The following is an 18,658-nucleotide window of genomic DNA, read 5'->3' on the forward strand; positions in this document are numbered from 1 at the left end:
GACTATGGGATTGCTGCCGCCTTGCGCCAAATAGGGCGGATTCGTCAAGCGCTGCGTGCTTGGGCCTTTTTGGTTTTCAGGCTGGCCACGCTTTCCCAAGGGGCGTCGGGCCAATTATGTTTGGGATAGCGTCCCCGCATTTCCTTGGCGACATCGCGCCAACTGCCGCGCCAGAATTCGGGCAGGTTACAGGTGGTCTGGATCGGGCGACCGGCGGGCGAGGTCAGGCTGAGCACCAGCGGCAGGCGTTCGATGCCGATGCACGGATGCGCGTCGAGCCCGAACAGCGCCTGCACCCGCAGTTCGACGGTGGGTCCTGCCTCTGCAGCATAGTCGACCGGATGGGTGGTGCCGGCGGGGCTAGTGAAATGGGCGGGGGCGAGGCGTTCGACCTGTTGCTTGCTGTCCCAGCCGAGCAGGGTGTCGAGGGCATCGGACAGCGCCTGTTTCGAAATATCCCGCAACCGCGCCGCGCCGTTCAGGCAAGGGGGCAGCCACTGGTCGAGCGTGTCCAGCAAGCTTGTGTCGGACAGTTCGTCATGTCCGGCAAAGGCGGCGCGTTGGCGCAGGGCGATGGCGGCATCGGACCAAGGCAGCGCCGCAATGCCGCATTGGCGCCCCGCCGACAACAGTGCCCCGGCCAGCACAGCCTCGCCCGCCTTGGCGACCGTTGCCTCGCGCAGCACAATCGCGCCGAGCCTTTGCCGTTGGCGGATTTCGACACGGTCGTTGGCCGCGTCGTAGCGGGTTTCGGTCTTTGTCTCCAAACGGTCGGCAAACAGGTCCAGCACCTCGGCCTCGGTCAGGGCGGCGGCGGACAATATGCGCGCGCCGGACGCCGCGCCCTGCAGGTCGGCGACGGCGAGCCATTCGGCCTGTGCCAGCGGCGAAAGCGGGTCAAGGCGCAGGCCACGGCCCAATGCGCTGATCCAGTTCTCGCCCTTGGCATCGCGGCGTTTGGCGATGCGTTCGGGATAGGCCAGCGCGACCAGCGCGCCGGTTGAAAGCGGGGCTTGGGTGCCGCCTTCGCCCGCCATCTTGCCGATCCGGCGGGCGAGCGCCTTGGCGGCGTCGGTGCGACCGCCCTTGTCGCGGCGAAATCGTTCGTGGCGGCTTTCGAGATCGTCGCCTTGCCCGCCAAGCCCGCGCTCCTGAAGCAGCAATGCCAGCTCTGCGGCGGTGTCCGCCTGCCCGTGCTGGGCGGCGCGCAGGACCATATGGGCCAGTTGCGACGGCAGCGGAAGGGTGGCGAGCTTACGGCCATGCGGCGTGATCGCTCCACCGTCGGTGAGCGCGTCGATGGCAAAAAGCGCCTTGCGCGCCTCGTTCAACGCGGCGGCGGGCGGCGCGTCGAGCCAGCGCAGGCGGGTGGGGTCACCCTCCCCCCATAAGGCGCAATCGAGCAGCAGGGGCGCGAGGTCGCTTTCCAATATTTCCGGCGGGTCAAAGGGCGGAAGGCCGCCATTGCCCGCCTCCTCCCAAAGGCGATAGGCGACCCCTGCCGCTTGCCGCGCCGCGCGGCCTGCGCGCTGGGTGGCGGCGGACAGGCTGGCGCGTTCAGTAACCAGCCGCGTGACCCCCGCCGCCCGGTCAAAGCGCGCGCGGCGGGCAAGGCCGCTGTCGACGACAATGCGGACGCCATCGATGGTGAGGCTGGTCTCTGCGATGTTGGTGGCAAGGATGATCTTGCGGCGGCCTTCCGGATCGGGCCGGACTGCCTGCCGCTGCGCCGCGGGGTCCACCTGCCCGTGCAATTTGTGGACGATGATGCTGTCCGGCAACCCGGCCAGCGCCTCGGCCGTGCGGTCGATCTCGCGCGTGCCGGGCAGGAATGCGAGCAGGTCGCCGCTTTCCTCACCCAGCGCCTGCCGGATGATGCGGGCGATGTCGGTCTCGACCGGCTGGCTCACCTGCCGCCCGACATAGCGCAGTTCCAGCGGCCAGCTTCGCCCCTCGCTCTCGATCACCGGCGCGCCGTCCATCAGCTGGGAGAAGCGCGCGCCGTCGAGCGTGGCGGACATCGCGACCAGCCGCAGGTCGGGCCGGAACGCCCCCTGCACCTCCAGCGCGAGCGCGAGGCCGAAATCGCTATCGATGCTGCGTTCGTGCACCTCGTCGAACAGCACGGCGGATATGCCCGAGAGTTCGGGGTCGGCGATGATGCGGTTGCGGAATATCCCCTCGGTCAGCACCAATATCCGGGTAGCGGCGGACTGCTTGCTGTCCATGCGCGTCGCATAGCCGACGAGGCCGCCCACCTGCTCCCCCATCAGCTCCGCAATCCGCTCTGCCGCCATACGGGCCGCCAGACGGCGCGGGGACAGGAGAAGGATTTTGCCGCTGCACCATGGCTGGTCCAGCAGGCGCGGCGCGACCATCGTGGTCTTGCCCGCACCCGGCGGGGCGATCAGAACGGCGTTCGCCTGTGCGGCCAGAGTGGCGAGCAAATCCGGCAGCACTGCGTCCACCGGCAATCCCGCATTCAAAGGTCTAGCCATTCCCTACCGCCCGGCCAGATCACGTCCTCAATCTTGTCCCCGGCATAGGTCAACGCCGACAGGACGAGTAGAATGAGAAGCATATCCAGCACAAGGACCGCGCCCATCACCACATAGGGGTGGAACGGCCCGATCGGGTCAAAGCCGTCCGACATGGGTTCGCGATCCGCCATGCTCAATAGGCGCGGGCGATGGCGAATTCGACCGCCTCGATCAACGCCGCCTTCGCCTCACCGCCCGGGAAATGGGCGATGGAATCGATGGCGCGCTGGCCATAATGGCGGGCGCGGTCGATAGTATCGTCAATCGCATCATGGGCGCGCAGCAACGTTGTGGCGTGGACCAGATCTTCGTCGGACACGCGGTTACCCAGCATCGCATCATGCCAGAATTTCTTCTCCTCCGCCGAGCCCCGGCTGTGCGCCAGGATGACCGGCAACGTCACCTTGCCGTCGCGGAAATCGTCGCCAATGTCCTTACCCATCGTCGCCCCGTCGGACACATAGTCGATGGCATCGTCGACCAGCTGGAACGCTATCCCAAGATTGCGGCCATAGGCATCGAGCGCCATTTCCTGCGCCTCCCCGCTTTCGGCCACGACCGCCGCAATCCGGCACGCTGCCGCGAACAGGGCGGCCGTTTTCGAACCGATGATGTCGAGATATTTCTCTTCGGTCGTCGTAATCTGCCGCTGCGCCGTCAACTGGTTGACTTCGCCTTCCGCAATCACCGCCGACGCATGCGACAGAATTTTCAGAACCTTGAGCGATCCGTCCTCGACCATCAGCTCAAAGGACCGGCTGAACAGGAAATCGCCGACCAGTACGGCGGCCGGATTGCCGAAAATCAGGTTCGCCGCCGTCTTGCCCCGGCGCATGTCGCTGCCATCAACGACATCGTCATGCAGCAGCGTCGCCGTATGGATAAACTCGACCGCCGCCGCCAGCTTATGGTGCCGTTCCCCCGGATAATCGAGCAAACGCGCACAGGCCAAGGTCAGCATCGGACGCATCCGCTTGCCACCGCCTGCGATCAAATGTCCGGCCAATTCGGGGATCAAGGGGATTTCCGACTGCATCCGGTCGAGGATGACCGCATTCACCTTGTTCATTTCAGGTGCGACGAGTTTCAGGATGGGATCCAGCGAAGGTGCGCGGTGTCCGCCGATTTGGTGAATGGTAGCTGTCATAACGCTTCCGCTCTGGCAAGCCGGAGGCGGCAAGGCAAGTGCAAATGGGGCTTTTCCTCTTGTCCTGATGCGGCAATCGCGGCAGATGGTGCCTTATGGACCACGAAGACACTTTGAGACGCTACCGCGACAGCATCGACAATATCGACGCCGCGCTGGTGTTCATGCTCGCCGAACGCTTCAAGATCACGCAGGCCGTCGGCGAATTCAAAGCCGTATCCGCCCTGCCGCCTGCCGATCCTGCCCGCGAAGAACGGCAAATCGAACGCCTGCGCCAATTGGCGCGCGATGCAAAGCTCGACCCCGATTTTACAGAGAAGTTTTTGCGCTTCATCATCGACGAAGTGATCCGCCACCACCAGCAAATCCGCGATGCGGGGTGATGGGCGGGGGGTTGCCCTTTAGTGGACATCGCCCTCATTAAACCACCCGTCACCCTGAACTTGTTTCAGGGTCCATCGTGCAGCGGAGACAAAAGCGCGAGATAAAGCGCAACCGTGCGGTATGGTTTGGCTGGTCACTTACCGGGCGGGAATGGGCTGACAGATGGACCCTGAAACAAGTTCAGGGTGACGATGTTTTTTATAAGTCCCCGTCGCCTTACTCTTTCCAACCAGTCACCCTGAACTTGTTTCACCTTTGGTGACTACGTTCCAGGGTCCATCGTGAGGTTAAATCTGCCCTAACGGAGGAAAACCCAGTCCGATCGCCAAATCAATCCAGTGCGGATTTTCGGCATTGATGAGATTGATCTTCCAATGCCGGTGCCAGTTTTTGAGCTGCTTCTCGCGCGCGATAGCCGCGTCCATCGTGCTGAATACTTCAAAATGAACCAGCCGATAGATGGCATATTTAGACGTGTGGCCCGGCGTCAGATGCTGACGATGTTGCGACAGGCGTTTCATCAGGTCTGAGGTTACACCGATATAGAGCGCGCCATAAAGTTTGTTTGCGAGGATGTAGACGCACGGTTGTTTTTCCGGTTTCATTTCATGAGTATAGCTGAAAGATAGACCCTGAAACAAGTTCAGGGTGACGAAGATTTTGGATACACCGATGTTATTCCCTCTTTCCTACCCGTCACCCTGAATTTATTTCAGGGTCCATCGTGCAGCAGCGACAAATGTGCGAGATAAAACGCAACCGTGCGTAACTGTTTTGCTTGTCACTTACCGGGTGGGAACGAGCTGAGAAATGGACCCTGAAACAAGTTCAAGGTGACGATGTTTTTTATAAGTCCCCGTCGCCTTACTCTTTCCAACCCGTCACCCTGAACTTGGTTCAGGGTCCATCGTGAAGCGGCGACTAATGTGCGAGATAAAGCGCAACCGTGCGGTATGGTTTGGCTGGTCATTTAACGGGTGGGAACGAGCCGAGAAATGGACCCTGAAACAAGTTCAAGGTGATGATGTTTTTTATAAGTCCCCGTCGCCTTACTCTCTCCTACCCGTCACCCTGAACTTGTTTCAGGGTCCATCGTGCAGCGGCGACTAATGCGTGAGATAAAACGCAACCGTGCGTAACTGTTTTGCTTGTCACTTACCGGGTGGGAACGAGCTGAGAAATGGAACTTGAACCAAGTTCAGGGTGACGGATTGATGTTCAAAATTGACCCGTGCTTATCTGGGACACACCGCAACCCTACCCCAACGCCTTGGGTAACCTCAGCCGCACGAGCAGGCCGCCCAGATCTTCGCTTTCTTCCAATTCAACCGCGCCGCCATAGATTTCGACGACATCGCGCACAATGGCGAGGCCGAGGCCGGTGCCGGGCTTGCCGGTGTCTAGCCGTGCGCCCCGGTCGAACAGGCGTTCGCGTTCGCCTTCGGGGATACCGCGGCCATCATCTTCCACCAAGAGCTCGACAAATTCGCCCGCATCCTCGACGGTCACGAACACGCTGCCGCCGCCATATTTGGCCGCATTCTCGATCAGGTTGCCGAGCATTTCGTCCAGATCCTGCCTTTCCACACGCGCCGCAAGGGTTTTGTCGCCCGCCATGTCGAGCCGAACATGGCCGTAGAGACGGCTGACGGCGCGTTCGACAGATTCAAGACTATCCCACACTTGGGCACGGCTATGGCTGTGCCCGCGCCGTCCGACGGCGCGGGCGCGGGCGAGATGGTGGTCTACCTGCCGCCGCATGGTCGTCGCTTCGCGGATAACCGTCTCGGCAAGGTCCGGTGCCTGTGCGGTTGCGCTGTTCATGATAACGGTCAGCGGGGTCTTCAGCGCATGGGCGAGATTGCCTGCATGCCGCCGCGATTCTTCAGCCTGCTTCTCATTATGATCCAATAACGCATTGAGTTCATTGACCATCGGCATCACCTCGTCGGGCAGGGCATCGGTCACGCGGCTTTCCCGGCCACTTCGCATCTGGGCAATTGCCTGCCGCACCGCGCGCAGTGGCCATAGCCCGTAAAATGTCTGCAACGCCGCCAATATGATCAGCCCCAGTGCCAGCAACAAAAAGCTGATCACCAGGACGGAACGCAATTCCTGAATCTGGCCATCCAGACTGTCGCGGCTCTGCGCCACCATGAACGTCCAGCTTATGTCCGAATCCGGCAGCTTGATATTGCGCTCAGCAATACGCAGCGGTTCATCCCGGAATTCATCGCTATCGCGGAAATGGACGGCCTGGTCATTATGGCCTGCCGGTGTTTTCAAGGCGCGGTCCCATAAGGATCGCGACGGGAATGGCATCGCGCCGGGTCCGGTAATTTGCCAGTAAAGTCCGCTATTGGGTTCCAGAAAACGCTGGTCGCCCAAGGGCCGGTTCATGCGGATTTCGCCATCAGGACCAATCTCGGCCGAGGCAATCATGGCCGTCAGAACATATTCGAGCTGATTGTCGAAATTCTGTTCAACCGAGCTGGTCAAAACCCGGTCAAGCGCTGCGCCGCCGCCAATCAGCAAGATCGTGATCCACGCCGCCGCCGTCAGGATCATGCGGCGGGTGAGCGAGCCCGTACTTTCAAACTGGCTCCGCCAAGACGGGGCGTTCACCGCCTTGTTTATGACGGCAGGCGGATTCAGCTGACCGGTTCCTCAAGGCTGTAGCCAAGGCCGCGGATGGTCGAAATGACATCCTGCCCTAGTTTCTTGCGGATACGGGTCACAAACACTTCGATGGTGTTGGAATCGCGGTCGAAGTCCTGATCGTAAATATGTTCGATCAACTCGGTGCGCGACACCACCTTGCCCTTATGGTGCATCAGATAGGATAGCAGTTTATATTCCTGCGCGGTCAGTTTGACCGGCTGGCCATCAAGGGTAACCCGGCCAGAGCGCGTGTCGAGACGCACATCCCCGACCGTCAATTCCGACGATGCATTGCCCGACGCACGGCGGATAAGCGCGCGCAGCCGTGCAATCAGTTCTTCGGTCTGGAAGGGTTTGGCCAGATAATCATCGGCGCCTGCATCCAGTCCGGCAACCTTGTCCGACCAGCTGTCGCGGGCGGTCAGCACGAGAACGGGGAATTTGCGTCCCTCCTTGCGCCAGCGGTCCAGTACGGTCAGGCCGTCAATTTCGGGAAGACCCAGATCGAGAATGACAGCGTCATAATTCTCGGTCGAGCCCATATAATGGCCGTCTTCGCCATCGACCGAAAGATCCACCGCATATCCCGCCCCCTCCAGCGTCGTTTTCAACTGCTGGCCTAATGTCGGTTCGTCTTCCACAATAAGGATACGCATGCTGTCCCCTTCAAATACCGTAAATTTAATGATGCTGAAAAAGGGCTAGCAGATTAGCCGCCGCACGCAAAATCCTATCAACGCTGGCGCAGGACGCCGCCTGTCTTGCCATCTACATCCACGAATATCACCCGGTCCTTGTTGATGAATTTCAGGCGATATACCTGCGCGGAAGGGTCATATTCCGGGCCAAGATACTGCATCCCCCGCATACGCGGAACAACATTGCCTTCAATTTCGCGCAAGGATTTAACCTTACCCTGCTGCATGTCTTCGCGCGCATCATCCTGCTCACCGCGTCGCGCATCAGCAGGCAATGATGCGGTAATCGCGGCCAGCATGGCCAAAGACAAAAATAGCGTTCGGTTCAACATGGCCCCCAATTATCATTGCGGCTTGAACACAATCTGAATGGTGCATCAACCTTTTGTTAGGGTTGATGCGATGCTCAACCGAGTCCGATGACGGCCAGTCTTCTCTTTTCCGCAACGTCAATCAAACCGCAACCAATCCCCCTCCCGCGTGTGGGAGGGGGGTGAGCGGGCCGAAACCCCCGTATCGTCACCCTGAATCCCCCACACCATCAACCTGAATCCCCCTCCCGTCACCCTGAACTTGTTTCAGGGTCCATCGCGCCGCACGCCCACAGCAAGAAAGCAAACCCAACCGCACGTCGCCGCTTGGCGTGCCACGACAAGGCAGAAACGGGCTGATAGATAGACCCTGGAACGCAGTCACCGGAGGTGAACCAAGTTCAGGGTGACGGTGTCCAAAAAGAATAGCTCCGCGCACTCCCCACAAACCAATCCCCCTCCCGCCTGCGGGAGGGGTTAGGGGAGGGGGCGGGCCGTAGGTCCGCCGTGCGACCTCGCCGACAACTTAAATCATCAAGGCTGCGCGCCGAAGCTTTCGCCCATGCGCTCCGCTTTGGGCATGGCACTTTCACTGGGTACGAAACTATGCGAGCCAACTTTCAGCCAGATCAATATCGGCGCGGCCTGATAGATCGACGAATAGGTACCAACGATAATCCCGAACGCCATCGCAAGGCTGAAGCCGAAGATGACATCAGGGCCGAAGAACACCAATACCAGCAGGGGCAGCGAAATCGACACGCTGGTCATCACGGTACGGGCCAAAGTTTCGTTCACCGACAGGTTGAGTAAACCGGCCATATCCATCTTGCGGAATTTCATGAGATTTTCGCGTATCCGGTCATAGACCACAACGGTATCGTTCAACGAATAGCCGATAATCGTCAGCAACGCCGCGATGATATTGAGGTCAAATTCCAACCCCAAAAGCGAGAATAGTCCAAAGGTGAGCGTGACGTCGTGCAAAAGCGACCAGATCGCCCCGACCCCGAACTGCCATTCGAACCGTATCCAGATGTAGAGCGATACACCGGCCATTGCGGCCAACAGCGCGAGCATCCCCTTGCTGAACAATTCTTCGGAAACTTTGCCCGACACTGAATCGACGCCATCAATCCGCACGCCGGGATAATCCGCCTTCAGCTTGTTGGTAATTTTTACCGCCATAACATTTGCAAGTTCAGGCTTTTTATCCGCGCCTTCGGGTAGCTTCATGCGAATGGAAACCTGGTTTTCCTTGCCAAAGCGCTGAATTGTCGGCTCGCCATAGCCGAGTGTCGCGACCTTGGTACGCAATTCTGTCACCGGTGCCGCAGCGTCCTGGGTAAATGTTGCGCGGATCATCTGGCCACCGATAAAATCGACACCGAAATTCAATCCCTTAGTGGCAACAAGGCCGATCGATGCGATCATCAGCAACAAGCTGATGCCAAAGGCGAAGGTCCGCCATTTCAGAAAATCGATATTGGTATCGTCCGGAACAAGTTTGAGCAGTTTCATGGCAAATTCCTCAGATAACCAATTCTTGCGGGCGGGTGCGCTTGACCCAACCGGCGACCCACATGCGGGTCAGCGTCACGGCGGTGAACACGGATGTCACGATACCGATCATCAACACCACAGCAAAGCCGCGGATCGGGCCGGAACCGAAGATGAAGAGCAATACCGCCGCGATGACGTTCGTGCTGTTCGCATCGAAAATCGCGCGGCTCGCTTCTTTATACCCGAATTCTATCGCCTGGACAACGCGGCGTCCGCGTTTCAATTCTTCCCGGATACGTTCGTTGATCAACACGTTCGCGTCGACCGCCGCACCGATCGTCAAAACGAAACCGGCAATACCGGGTAGCGTCAACGTCGTGTTCGCTAGCGCCATTATCCCTAAAATAAGGCCGATGTTGATGACGAGCGCCATATTGGCATACATGCCAAAGCGGCCATAGACGACGAACATCAGTACCAAAATCGCGGTGGTTCCGATGACCGCTGCCAATATACCGCGCCGGATTGAATCCGCACCAAGGTCCGGACCGACTGAGCGTTCTTCGACAATCTTCAAATCTACAGGCAGCGCACCGGAGCGCAGCGCAATGGACAGCGCGTTCGCGCTATCGACCGTAAAGCTGCCTGAAATTTGCGAGACACCGCCAAAAATAGGCTCCTTAATCTGCGGCGCGGAAATGACCTGCCCGTCAAGGATGATGGCGAATAACTTGCCTGTATTCTGCTGTGTCATCCGGGCAAATTTCTGCCCTCCTTCACCGTCAAACTGAATTGTGACGGCCGGTTCATTGGTCTGCTGGTCAAATGTCGGGTCGGCCTTGATCAGCTTGTCCCCCGAAATGCCGCCAAGACGTCGCACGGCAATATTTGGCAGTCCGGTCGGATTTTCAGGGTAAGGCAAAACCTGGCTGCCAACGCGCGCGATACCCTTCGCCGTTTGGTCCGGATCGGCTTGTTCATCCACCAGTTTGAATTCCAGCTTTGCCGTCTTGCCGATCAGTGCTTTCAATGCCTCAGGGTCATCCAGACCGGGCACCTGAACAACGATGCGATTATCGCCTTGCCGAATGATCGTCGGCTCCAGCGTGCCGAGCGCATTAATGCGGCGGTCAATCACGTCTTTTGCGGTATCCATGGCCTGATCCAGCGCCGTTTCATCACCTGACCCGGCCGGAGTTAAAACGATACGGTTGCCGTCATTGACGCCCAGATTCCAGTCAGTGCTGCCGGTCGTGTTGCTGATAATCGGCAGCAGCGCCTCGCGTGCGGCATCAATTTGCGAACTGTCAGTGACGGTAAAGCTCAACTGGCCATTGGCCCGTGACACGGCATCAATCCCGATCCGCGGATTAGCCCGGCGCATTGCGGTACGGACATTATCTTCCAGCGATTCCAGCCGCGTTTCCGCCAGTTGCGATGTGTCCGCCTCCAACAGGATATGGCTGCCACCGGCAAGATCGAGGCCCAGATTGATCGTTGGTGTCGGCAGATATTGCGCCACCTGGGCACGGATGGACATTGGCAAAAGACTGGGGATGGCCAGCAGCACGCCTGCAAGAACCAAAAGGCTCAACATCCACACACGCCAACGGGGAAAATCTAGCATAAATCTGTTCCGAACGGACTGGAAAAAAGGGAATTTGGGGTCACCCGCCGGGGCGTTCAACCCCGTTCATTCAGTCATTGGCCGCTTTGGTGCCGCGCGACTGGACATTGGCCAAGGTCGATTTCAACGCCTTCACCCGCACATTCGGGGCGATTTCAACCTCTACATGGTCGTCGGCAACCTTGATGACTTTGCCCATCAAGCCGCCGCCTGTGACCACTTCGTCATTCTTCTGGACCGCATTGATCTTGGCCTCATGCTCCTTCGCGCGCTTTTGCTGCGGACGGATGAGGAAGAAATAGAAGACTACGAAAATCAGCAGCAGCGGTATAATCTGCACAAAAAAAGCAGAACCACCAGCAGCCGGTGCAGCGGCCAAAAAGAGAAGCAAATCCATCGAAAATCCTTGCGACAATAATTTTAAGGCACCGTCATTTGATCGGTGCGGTGAAACGATCGGGCGCGATTATCACCTGCACCCGTAGGACGCAACGTCAAAGCACCGAAACCGCCTTGCTTTTGCCAAAGCACCACCATATAGGCGCGCTTCCACTGCCCGCAGCGCGGACATTGGCGGTCGGGACGTAGCGCAGCCTGGTAGCGCATCACACTGGGGGTGTGGGGGTCGCAGGTTCGAATCCTGTCGTCCCGACCAATTTTACCAACTCTGCAACGGCCGCTGATTTGCCGCAGTTGGCGCTATTGAAGCGATGCGAAAAAGTCGTATTGGTATGGCGTACGTTTTTGCAGCATCATCCCACAGATTTCGGTACGGCGCGAAAACGAGCTTTACGCTACAAAAAATACGCAAACACGCGCTGAAAATATATTTTTTGTTGCTTTACGTCAAAGTGACACGGCTTGGGATTTACACGGTATCTCGGCGGTTCAAAGAGCAGGTTTCGCCGTGGCAGGTTCGCTATCGGACGCCGTCAAATCTATTCCCACGTTGCAAGCGGCAATGGAGTTGCGCTTGTCCGCTTTTGGCAGGTTGCTGCATGTAGACGGACTTTTCGGACACCATAGCTTTGCGGTCATTCAACTAAGGGCCGTTCATTCCTGAAACCTACCATTCCAAATGCGAAGCACGAAGAGGTCGTGACCGATATTTTATCCGGGTGTTATTGACAATGATTTAATCCGGGTATAATTTAGGGACTTCAATATTAGGAGCAACAGCGTGGCATCCAGTTATACGGCTTTTCTCGAAGGAAGGCAGATTGCGGCAGGGGCGCGGGACGACGTAGCCCGAAGCATCAAAAAGCAGCTATTTGAGCAAGATGGCTCTGTACTCGTGTTCGAGGATGGATCGGGCCGGATCACCGATCTAGATTACCGGGACGCCGCGCCCCGCGGTGCAGGCCGACCGAAGCTTGGCGTGCAAGCGCGCGAAATAACGCTTCTTCCCCGGCATTGGGAGTGGCTGTCCGAACAGCCCGGCGGTGCCTCTGCTGCCTTGAGGCGGTTGATTGATGAGGCACGCCGTAAAGGTCGGACCGAGCGCGAGTGCCGGGATGCTGTTTACCGCTTCATGCAAGCCGCATGTGGCGACATGCCGGGTTATGAAGAGGCGCTTCGTTCGCTTTACTCTAAGCGTCATGAGGAATTTATTGCGACTGTGGGCCAATGGCCAGACGACATCAGGCGTTACATTTCCAAACTTCTTACCTCCGCTGAGGATACAAAGAGTGCGACAACATGCGAGTAGCTACCTGCCGCTGCGAAAGCCTGAAAGCCGAATGTACTGGGGAGCCAATACTCATTTCGGTCTGCCATTGTCTCGAATGTAAGCGCCGGACGGGAAGTGCATTTTCAGTGCAGGCGCGGTTCTTGGCAGAAAATGTCAACGTCATAGGCACGTTTCATACATTCGCACGTACAGCCGACAGTGAACGCAGTCTAACATATCGATTCTGCCCGAGCTGCGGATCAACGGTCGCTTACCAGATCGACATATTGCCAGATTTCGTGGCTATCCCACTAGGCGCTTTCGGAGATACCGAGCTCCCGGCCCCGGCTTACTCGAGTTACGAACGTCGGAAGCGCCCTTGGGTTAACATCGAAGGCACTGGAGTGAAACATCACGACTAAGCTGACACGTGTTCATTTCCAACGTTTTCAAGCGAGTGCGGAACTCCAGCGACATTGCTAACCGCGAGCGGTAGCAGTCACCGATTTTTTCTAGAACACGGACGGTCAACTCGCCACACCATTCCAGACTTAAGTCCGCAGACCAAGCAGCCTAATTCCTCCTCGTTGCTTCGATCAGGTTCCGTACAAAGGGCCCCTTTCCTACAAATAACCATATCGGTTATATCGATTCGCGAAAGTGAGGATTGATATGGCACCTTCTGATATTGACCAACTGATCGACGACCTTATCGCACGCGAGGGGGGTTTTGTGGATCATCCGGCGGATCGCGGGGGCGCGACGCGGTGGGGGGTTACGGAGGCGGTGGCGCGTGCCCAGGGGTTTGCCGGGGACATGCGGTTTCTGCCGCGCAGCGATGCGGTGGCGATTTACCGGGATGTTTACTGGACCGTCCCAGCCCTCGACAAGGTCGCAAAACTGGCCCCCTACCTTGCCGCCGAGCTGTTTGACAGCGGCGTCAATATGGGCACCGCAACCGCTGCCGGATTTTTGCAGCGCGCGCTGAATGCGCTGAACCGCAATGGCCGGGACTATGCCGATATCCTTGTCGACCGGCAGATCGGCCCAGCGACATTGGCCGCACTCGCCGCCTTTTTACGCAAACGCGGGGCGGGCGGCGAGGGTGTTTTGCGTAAGGCCATCGAGGCATTGCAAGGCGCACATTATGTCCGCCTCGCCGAAACCCGCCCTTCGCAGGAGGCCTTTCTCTATGGCTGGCTTGCGAACCGTATTGGATAAATTTTGAACTTTTCAGGAGACAGACTATGCCCCTTATCGAAAGCATCATCGGCCCTGTGGCCAGCCTGATCGACAAGATCATCCCCGACCCCAAGGCGCGCGATGCGGCCAAGCTGGAACTCATCAAGCTGCAAGGCAGTCAGGAGATGGACACGCTCCGCACGCAATTGTCGGCGATTCTGGCCGAGGCGCAATCAGCCGATCCGTGGACCAGCCGCGCGCGGCCCAGCTTTCTCTATGTCATCTATGCCATGATCCTTTGGGCCATACCGATGAGGCTGATCGCCGCCGTCCGTCCGGAAGCGGCGGCGCACATTGCTGCGGGTATGAACGCTTATCTCAATGGCTTGCCAGAACCGCTCTATGCGCTTTTTGGGACGGGATATCTGGGATATACGGCGGCCCGCCAATGGGGAAAGGTAAAAGGCGTCGAAAAATAGTTGCCAATAACCGGTTTCATCCGTTACGCCGATGCTCCCTTTAGGGGTTAATGGGATTTAGGAGGAATGAAATGAAAAAATTTGTCGCAACCGCCGCCGCTTTGGCATTCACAATCTCGCTTGGTGCATGTGGCCAAAAAGGCGAAGAGGCAGCCGAGAAAACGTCGGAAGCCGTTGAAGCAACAGGCGATGCTGTTGAAGCTGGCGCTGAAAATGCCATGGACGCTGCTGAAGGCGCTGCGGATAAAACCGCTGAAGCCGCTGGCGACGCAGCCGGTGCAACCGCCGATGCCGCAAAAGACGCGACCGCCGCTGCTGGCACTGCGGTTGAAGAAGCCGGTAAGGATATGAAGGAAGCCGCGAAGTAATTTCGCTACCTTCACATAAGAGCCCGCCGTTGCCGTCAGCACCGGCGGGCTTTTTTATGCAGCTGGTCCAAGTTGGCTAGAGACGGATTGACCAATGTTGCCCATCACTCAACACTAACAACCTTCGTCACCTTGAACTAACAACCTTTGTCACCTTGAACTTGTTTCAGGGTCCATGTGTCAGCCCATTCCCGCCGTGCCGTGACAAGCCGAACAGCAACGCACGGTTCGGTTTTCTTTCAAACCATAGAAGCCGCTGCACGATGGACCCTGAAACAAGTTCAGGGTGACGGGTTTGGAGAGTTCAGGGTGGCGGGATCGGAGAGTATAGGGTGGCGGGGTTGGAGAGGACAGGGTGGCGCTGCGGACGACGACGTTACCCTGAACTAACAACCTGCGTCACCCTGAACTTGTTTCAGGGTCCATGTGTCAGCCCATTCCCGCCGTGCCGTGACAAGCCAAACAGCAACGCACGGTTCGGTTTTCTTTCAAACCATGGAAGCCGCTGCACGATGGACCCTGAAACAAGTTCAGGGTGACGGGTTTGGAGAGTTCAGGGTGACGAGATCGGAGAGGACAGGGTGGCGGGGTTGGAGAGGACAGGGTGGCGCTGCGGACGACGACGCTACCCTGATCTCGGTTACAGCATGAAGCCAAGATCGCTGCTGGCAAAGCGGCCGATATTGGGGGACACGCTGGCCAGTTCATTGGGTGAAACCCCGAACCATGTCGCCAGCGTAGAGGCATATTGGTCGACCGCCACCGTTGGCAGCAAGCGGCCCTGCCCGACCTGATCGGGACTGTTCACCGAAATCTGCGGGGCAACGCCATAGAAGCGGCCGCCATTGACTGCGCCGCCCATGATGAAGTGATGCGACCCCCATCCATGGTCGGAACCATCACCATTGGATTGCAAAGTCCGGCCAAAATCGGATGCGGTGAAGGTCGTGACCTTGTCCGCAACGCCCAATTCCACCGTGGCTTTGTAAAAGGCATCCATTGCGAAATCGAGGCTACCCATCAGATTATTCTGGTTGTTAATCAGATTATCATGCAGGTCGAACCCGCCCATGCTGACCATGAACACCTGACGCCGCGCCCCCAGCGGCTGACGCGCCGCGATCAGGCGGGCGACGACCTGCAACTGTTCGGCCAAGCTGTTGCGGCCGGTTGCCGGACGGAAAGACGTGGTCAACGCAACCGGCTGCAACGCTGCGGTCAATACGCCTTCGGAATCGATCGAGCGTTTGGCGACGCGGTTATATTCGGCCTCGAACACATTGTTGCTGGTTTGGGTCATCAATGTCCGCAATGCGGTGCTGCCCGCGCTTGACCCAAAGAGCGAGTTTTTGATGCCATTGACGGCAAGCGCCCCGCCAGAGGACACCTGATAGGTCAGTGCCTGCTGGCCGGACAGGAACACCGCGTTGCCCGTGGCCGATATGCAAGTGAACAATGAATTGGCATTGCTCGACATCGCAAGGTCACCCATGCGTCCGCCCCAGCCATCGGTCGCACCTTCGGGCTTGGACGATTGCCATGTTGATTGCTGGTCATTATGCGAAAACAGCTTGGGCGGACGCGGGTTCGCCGTCAGGTTCGAACTGTTATACTGGGCCAGGGTCAACGGCGCGACGAGCGGCCCAACATTCAGCAACGGTGCCATTTTACCCTGATCGAACAAGGCCTTTAACCGCGTCATGGTCGGCGCGAGTGCATATTGCAGATTGTTGGTCAGAACCTGCCCGCCGCTTGGGGTCAACGCGGTTGCGGCAAGGCTGGATCGCGCCAGCGTGATGCCGCCCGCCGTCTGCCCTGCGCCGCCACCGCGGATCGCGCTGTACAGGTCGTAATTGGTCGAATCGAACGGGATCAGCGTGCTGTTATGGTCGTTACCGCCATACAAGAAGATGCAGACCAGCGCCTTGTAATCATTGCCCGCGCTGAACGCCGCAGCCTCGCCAATTCCGGCAAGCCCCAAGGCGAACGACGAAGCTGATCCTGCGATCGCCACTTGTTTCGAACGGCGAAGAAAGGCGCGCCGCGACAGTTCATTTGATTGACTGATATGCATGAGGTGGTGCCTTTACTTCTGAACGAGATAATCGGGTGAGGCCATGACGAGCAGTACCGCCATGAAGACCCGCCGCTGTTTGTCGGTTGTCGAGCTGGTCTGCGTCACCGCGGTTGCATCCAGCGCGGTTTTGATCGTCGCTTTGGTGCTGTCCGATATCTGGTTGGCGGCCAGCAGCAGGCACAGCCGGTCGAGCAACGCCGTGGAATCATGGGCGATGGCAAGTTCGCTGGTATAGGCCGCTTTTACATCATTACCGCCAATGCCGTTTGACGTCCCGATGGCAGTGGTCATGAAGTTGACATAACCCGGCGTGCTGGTTTCGTTGATGATCTGGAATTCCGGGGCCACCAGCGAGTTGGTCGCAATCGCGGTATTGGCAGGGACATAGCCGGGACGGAAGAAATTGAACACCGAAGGCGAGCGCAGCGGGCTTTGCCCCAGACCGCTGGCCAGATCGGAATAATTGCCCAGCCGCCAGTTTCCACTGGTCGAGACGGCACCAAAAGTGCGTCCCCATTGGACAAAGCGTAACATCGGTTCGCGCACTTTCCCGAAAGTCGGGGCTGTCAAACCGGCGGCATTGCGTGCCTCGTCATCCAGGAAAATCGCCTTGAATACTGCCCGCAAATCGCCCCTTGTTCCCGTTCCATTATTGTTGAAAACCTTGGCAACACGGTCAACATAGGCCGGACTCGGGTTGCTGGTCACAAGGCGCTGAATCATTTGTTTCGAGAAAAACGGACCCACATTCGCGTGGTTGAACAGCGCGTCCAATGCCGTCTTTAATGCGACCGTGCCGTCGGTATTGGCCGGGATCGTGGTTCCCAGAAATGTTGCTTCCAACGTCGAATGCTGGCTGGTCGTCGACGGATATTCCCACTTGGTGGGGTCAAGGGTCATTGGTTTCAGCACATAGCCTGTGCTGTTGATCTGCCGGTTGGGATCGCTGACCGTGGCGATTTTTACATTGCCGGTGAAATCCCAATTATATCCTGTGAAAACCCGCGCAAGGTTCGATACATCGCTATTTGTATAGGTTTCAATCGGCTGATTATTGGTGTCAAGCTTGCGGGTACCGTCATTGTTCAGTTGATACAGGCCAATGGTGAAAAGCTGCATCACTTCGCGGGCGTAGTTTTCGTCCGGCACCCGTCCTGAACGTGTGTCTTCCTTGCGATTGCCGCGCGTGCTTAGATAGTAACCCATTGCGGGGTTCAACGTGACATCTTCGAGCATCTTGCGGAAACTGCCAAAGGCATTGCTGTTCAACTGGTCCCAGTGAAAGGCGATTGCTTGCGAACGCCAGTCGAAATCCAAACCCTGGATCGATACGACAAAAAACTCGGACAACGCCAAAGCAACGCGTTTGCGAACCGCGTTGGCTTCGATCATGAGCTGGCTCCAGATCATGTAGTCGGCGGGATATTCATTATCGAAGAAATTGTCGGCCGTGTTCTGATCATAGCCCCGCGCCGCCAGCCATGCGACCCCGGTCTGGCTGATCGGCGCGTCCATCTGGGCGGTCAGCCAAGGTTCAAAGCCGATAGAGCGGATGTTGGAGATTTCGGCCTCGGTAACCGACAGGCTGGATTTCAAGATGAAGCGCGCAGCTTCGGCATCAGTCGCAGGCTTGGCCACTTGCGCCGTGGGTGGTGCAGATCCACCCGAACTTCCGCCGCCACCGCCGCCACCGCCGCACGCCGCCACCAATAATGAGGCAGCAGGAATTGTATAAACAAGGGGGGCTTTTCCAGATTCCGGTGCATTCAAGGCGGGAGAGACATCGTCAGGAACATCGATCTCAGTGGCCCCATCCAGACATATTCCGTGCAAAGCTTCCTTCATAAACCGCCCTCGCTTTTTCATGAAAGCGGCCGCGAATTATGTCGGAGCCGGTTTCATAATTAACAGGTAGCTAGTCGGGATTGCTCAAGAGAATGTTTCGGGAGGTGGTAAATTTGTTTTAATGTTTAGGGCCGGAACCGTTCCCCCCGCCCTCACGCCCACGTCAC

18 protein-coding genes and 1 tRNA gene are annotated in these 18,658 nt (G+C 58.0%); 7 read left to right on the top strand and 12 right to left on the bottom strand.

The genetic code is table 11. The annotated features are described in order from the left end of the window. Positions 1–44: 44 nt before the first annotated feature. The 3 genes from hrpB to EUU23_RS07000 are packed head-to-tail and all read right to left on the bottom strand — an operon-like array spanning position 45 to position 3,687. Positions 45–2,498 carry an ATP-dependent helicase HrpB gene (hrpB, locus tag EUU23_RS06990; RefSeq protein ID WP_160353318.1) on the bottom strand — a complete coding sequence of 818 codons (2,454 nt, stop codon included), beginning with the start codon at positions 2,496–2,498 and terminating at the stop codon, positions 45–47. Then, positions 2,483–2,671, bottom strand: coding sequence for a hypothetical protein (locus EUU23_RS06995; RefSeq protein WP_160353319.1), 189 nt, complete (start codon positions 2,669–2,671; stop codon positions 2,483–2,485). Before EUU23_RS06995 ends, hrpB begins: the two co-directional genes overlap by 16 nt. Positions 2,672–2,673: 2 nt before the next feature. Continuing rightward, positions 2,674–3,687 (bottom strand): polyprenyl synthetase family protein, encoded by a 1,014-nt coding sequence (locus EUU23_RS07000; RefSeq protein ID WP_160353320.1) that lies wholly within the window; start codon positions 3,685–3,687, stop codon positions 2,674–2,676. Between the two features lie 95 nt (positions 3,688–3,782). Between EUU23_RS07000 and EUU23_RS07005 the strand changes: the two genes are divergently transcribed. After that, positions 3,783–4,070: a chorismate mutase gene (locus tag EUU23_RS07005; protein ID WP_158899735.1), complete on the top strand. Its 288-nt coding sequence runs from the start codon at positions 3,783–3,785 to the stop codon at positions 4,068–4,070. 288 nt (positions 4,071–4,358) lie between these two features. Here the strand turns inward: EUU23_RS07005 and EUU23_RS07010 are convergent, their stop codons facing one another. The 7 genes from EUU23_RS07010 to yajC all read right to left on the bottom strand — a co-directional run bounded on the left by EUU23_RS07010 (position 4,359) and on the right by yajC (position 11,268). After that, positions 4,359–4,676, bottom strand: a complete 318-nt coding sequence (locus EUU23_RS07010; RefSeq protein WP_160353321.1) for a GIY-YIG nuclease family protein — start codon at positions 4,674–4,676, stop codon at positions 4,359–4,361. 652 nt (positions 4,677–5,328) lie between these two features. Next, positions 5,329–6,639 (bottom strand): sensor histidine kinase, encoded by a 1,311-nt coding sequence (locus tag EUU23_RS07015; protein WP_160353588.1) that lies wholly within the window; start codon positions 6,637–6,639, stop codon positions 5,329–5,331. Positions 6,640–6,722: 83 nt separating this feature from the next. Beyond that, positions 6,723–7,388, bottom strand: a complete 666-nt coding sequence (locus EUU23_RS07020; RefSeq protein WP_160353322.1) for a response regulator — start codon at positions 7,386–7,388, stop codon at positions 6,723–6,725. Between the two features lie 77 nt (positions 7,389–7,465). Continuing rightward, on the bottom strand, positions 7,466–7,762 hold the full coding sequence (locus EUU23_RS07025) for a hypothetical protein (protein WP_179956514.1): 297 nt from the start codon (positions 7,760–7,762) through the stop codon (positions 7,466–7,468). A gap of 513 nt (positions 7,763–8,275) precedes the next feature. Continuing rightward, on the bottom strand, positions 8,276–9,262 hold the full coding sequence (gene secF, locus EUU23_RS07030) for a protein translocase subunit SecF (protein ID WP_160353323.1): 987 nt from the start codon (positions 9,260–9,262) through the stop codon (positions 8,276–8,278). A gap of 10 nt (positions 9,263–9,272) precedes the next feature. Then, complete coding sequence (gene secD, locus EUU23_RS07035; protein ID WP_160353324.1) at positions 9,273–10,871, bottom strand: protein translocase subunit SecD; 1,599 nt, start codon at positions 10,869–10,871, stop codon at positions 9,273–9,275. Positions 10,872–10,941: 70 nt separating this feature from the next. Beyond that, a complete protein-coding gene (gene yajC, locus EUU23_RS07040; protein WP_160353325.1) occupies positions 10,942–11,268 on the bottom strand; it encodes a preprotein translocase subunit YajC in 327 nt (108 codons plus the stop codon). A gap of 181 nt (positions 11,269–11,449) precedes the next feature. On the opposite strand from yajC, the gene EUU23_RS07045 reads away from it, so the two are divergent. From EUU23_RS07045 to EUU23_RS07070, 6 genes are all read left to right on the top strand, one after another. Next, a tRNA-Pro gene (locus EUU23_RS07045) sits at positions 11,450–11,526 on the top strand. A gap of 525 nt (positions 11,527–12,051) precedes the next feature. Further along, positions 12,052–12,579 (top strand): DUF2239 family protein, encoded by a 528-nt coding sequence (locus EUU23_RS07050; protein ID WP_160353326.1) that lies wholly within the window; start codon positions 12,052–12,054, stop codon positions 12,577–12,579. Further along, positions 12,570–12,962: a GFA family protein gene (locus tag EUU23_RS07055; protein WP_160353327.1), complete on the top strand. Its 393-nt coding sequence runs from the start codon at positions 12,570–12,572 to the stop codon at positions 12,960–12,962. The genes EUU23_RS07050 and EUU23_RS07055 overlap by 10 nt, the downstream gene beginning before the upstream one ends. A 250-nt stretch (positions 12,963–13,212) precedes the next feature. Then, the gene (locus tag EUU23_RS07060; protein ID WP_160353328.1) at positions 13,213–13,761 is read left to right on the top strand and encodes a glycoside hydrolase family 108 protein; all 549 of its coding nucleotides are present in this window, start codon (positions 13,213–13,215) and stop codon (positions 13,759–13,761) included. 26 nt (positions 13,762–13,787) lie between these two features. Beyond that, a complete protein-coding gene (locus EUU23_RS07065; RefSeq protein WP_160353329.1) occupies positions 13,788–14,201 on the top strand; it encodes a holin family protein in 414 nt (137 codons plus the stop codon). Between the two features lie 71 nt (positions 14,202–14,272). Further along, positions 14,273–14,569 (top strand): lipoprotein, encoded by a 297-nt coding sequence (locus EUU23_RS07070; RefSeq protein WP_179956515.1) that lies wholly within the window; start codon positions 14,273–14,275, stop codon positions 14,567–14,569. A gap of 640 nt (positions 14,570–15,209) precedes the next feature. Here the strand turns inward: EUU23_RS07070 and EUU23_RS07075 are convergent. Both EUU23_RS07075 and EUU23_RS07080 read right to left on the bottom strand, forming a co-directional pair. Further along, complete coding sequence (locus EUU23_RS07075) at positions 15,210–16,643, bottom strand: DUF1501 domain-containing protein (protein WP_160353330.1); 1,434 nt, start codon at positions 16,641–16,643, stop codon at positions 15,210–15,212. A 12-nt stretch (positions 16,644–16,655) separates the two neighbouring features. Beyond that, positions 16,656–18,491, bottom strand: a complete 1,836-nt coding sequence (locus tag EUU23_RS07080) for a DUF1800 domain-containing protein (protein ID WP_160353331.1) — start codon at positions 18,489–18,491, stop codon at positions 16,656–16,658. Positions 18,492–18,658 lie beyond the last annotated feature (167 nt).

It is taken from the genome of Sphingorhabdus profundilacus, from assembly GCF_009769755.1.
In the GTDB taxonomy this organism is placed as follows: domain Bacteria; phylum Pseudomonadota; class Alphaproteobacteria; order Sphingomonadales; family Sphingomonadaceae; genus Sphingorhabdus_B; species Sphingorhabdus_B profundilacus.

Bases quoted from the DNA above. Each gene is read 5' to 3' on its own strand.
- hrpB (WP_160353318.1), bottom strand. From the start codon at position 2,498: ATGGCTAGACCTTTGAATGCGGGATTGCCGGTGGACGCAGTGCTGCCG.
- EUU23_RS06995 (WP_160353319.1), bottom strand. From the start codon at position 2,671: ATGGCGGATCGCGAACCCATGTCGGACGGCTTTGACCCGATCGGGCCG.
- EUU23_RS07000 (WP_160353320.1), bottom strand. From the start codon at position 3,687: ATGACAGCTACCATTCACCAAATCGGCGGACACCGCGCACCTTCGCTG.
- EUU23_RS07005 (WP_158899735.1), top strand. From the start codon at position 3,783: ATGGACCACGAAGACACTTTGAGACGCTACCGCGACAGCATCGACAAT.
- EUU23_RS07010 (WP_160353321.1), bottom strand. From the start codon at position 4,676: ATGAAACCGGAAAAACAACCGTGCGTCTACATCCTCGCAAACAAACTT.
- EUU23_RS07015 (WP_160353588.1), bottom strand. From the start codon at position 6,639: ATGATCCTGACGGCGGCGGCGTGGATCACGATCTTGCTGATTGGCGGC.
- EUU23_RS07020 (WP_160353322.1), bottom strand. From the start codon at position 7,388: ATGCGTATCCTTATTGTGGAAGACGAACCGACATTAGGCCAGCAGTTG.
- EUU23_RS07025 (WP_179956514.1), bottom strand. From the start codon at position 7,762: ATGTTGAACCGAACGCTATTTTTGTCTTTGGCCATGCTGGCCGCGATT.
- secF (WP_160353323.1), bottom strand. From the start codon at position 9,262: ATGAAACTGCTCAAACTTGTTCCGGACGATACCAATATCGATTTTCTG.
- secD (WP_160353324.1), bottom strand. From the start codon at position 10,871: ATGCTAGATTTTCCCCGTTGGCGTGTGTGGATGTTGAGCCTTTTGGTT.
- yajC (WP_160353325.1), bottom strand. From the start codon at position 11,268: ATGGATTTGCTTCTCTTTTTGGCCGCTGCACCGGCTGCTGGTGGTTCT.
- EUU23_RS07055 (WP_160353327.1), top strand. From the start codon at position 12,570: ATGCGAGTAGCTACCTGCCGCTGCGAAAGCCTGAAAGCCGAATGTACT.
- EUU23_RS07060 (WP_160353328.1), top strand. From the start codon at position 13,213: ATGGCACCTTCTGATATTGACCAACTGATCGACGACCTTATCGCACGC.
- EUU23_RS07065 (WP_160353329.1), top strand. From the start codon at position 13,788: ATGCCCCTTATCGAAAGCATCATCGGCCCTGTGGCCAGCCTGATCGAC.
- EUU23_RS07070 (WP_179956515.1), top strand. From the start codon at position 14,273: ATGAAAAAATTTGTCGCAACCGCCGCCGCTTTGGCATTCACAATCTCG.
- EUU23_RS07075 (WP_160353330.1), bottom strand. From the start codon at position 16,643: ATGCATATCAGTCAATCAAATGAACTGTCGCGGCGCGCCTTTCTTCGC.
- EUU23_RS07080 (WP_160353331.1), bottom strand. From the start codon at position 18,491: ATGAAGGAAGCTTTGCACGGAATATGTCTGGATGGGGCCACTGAGATC.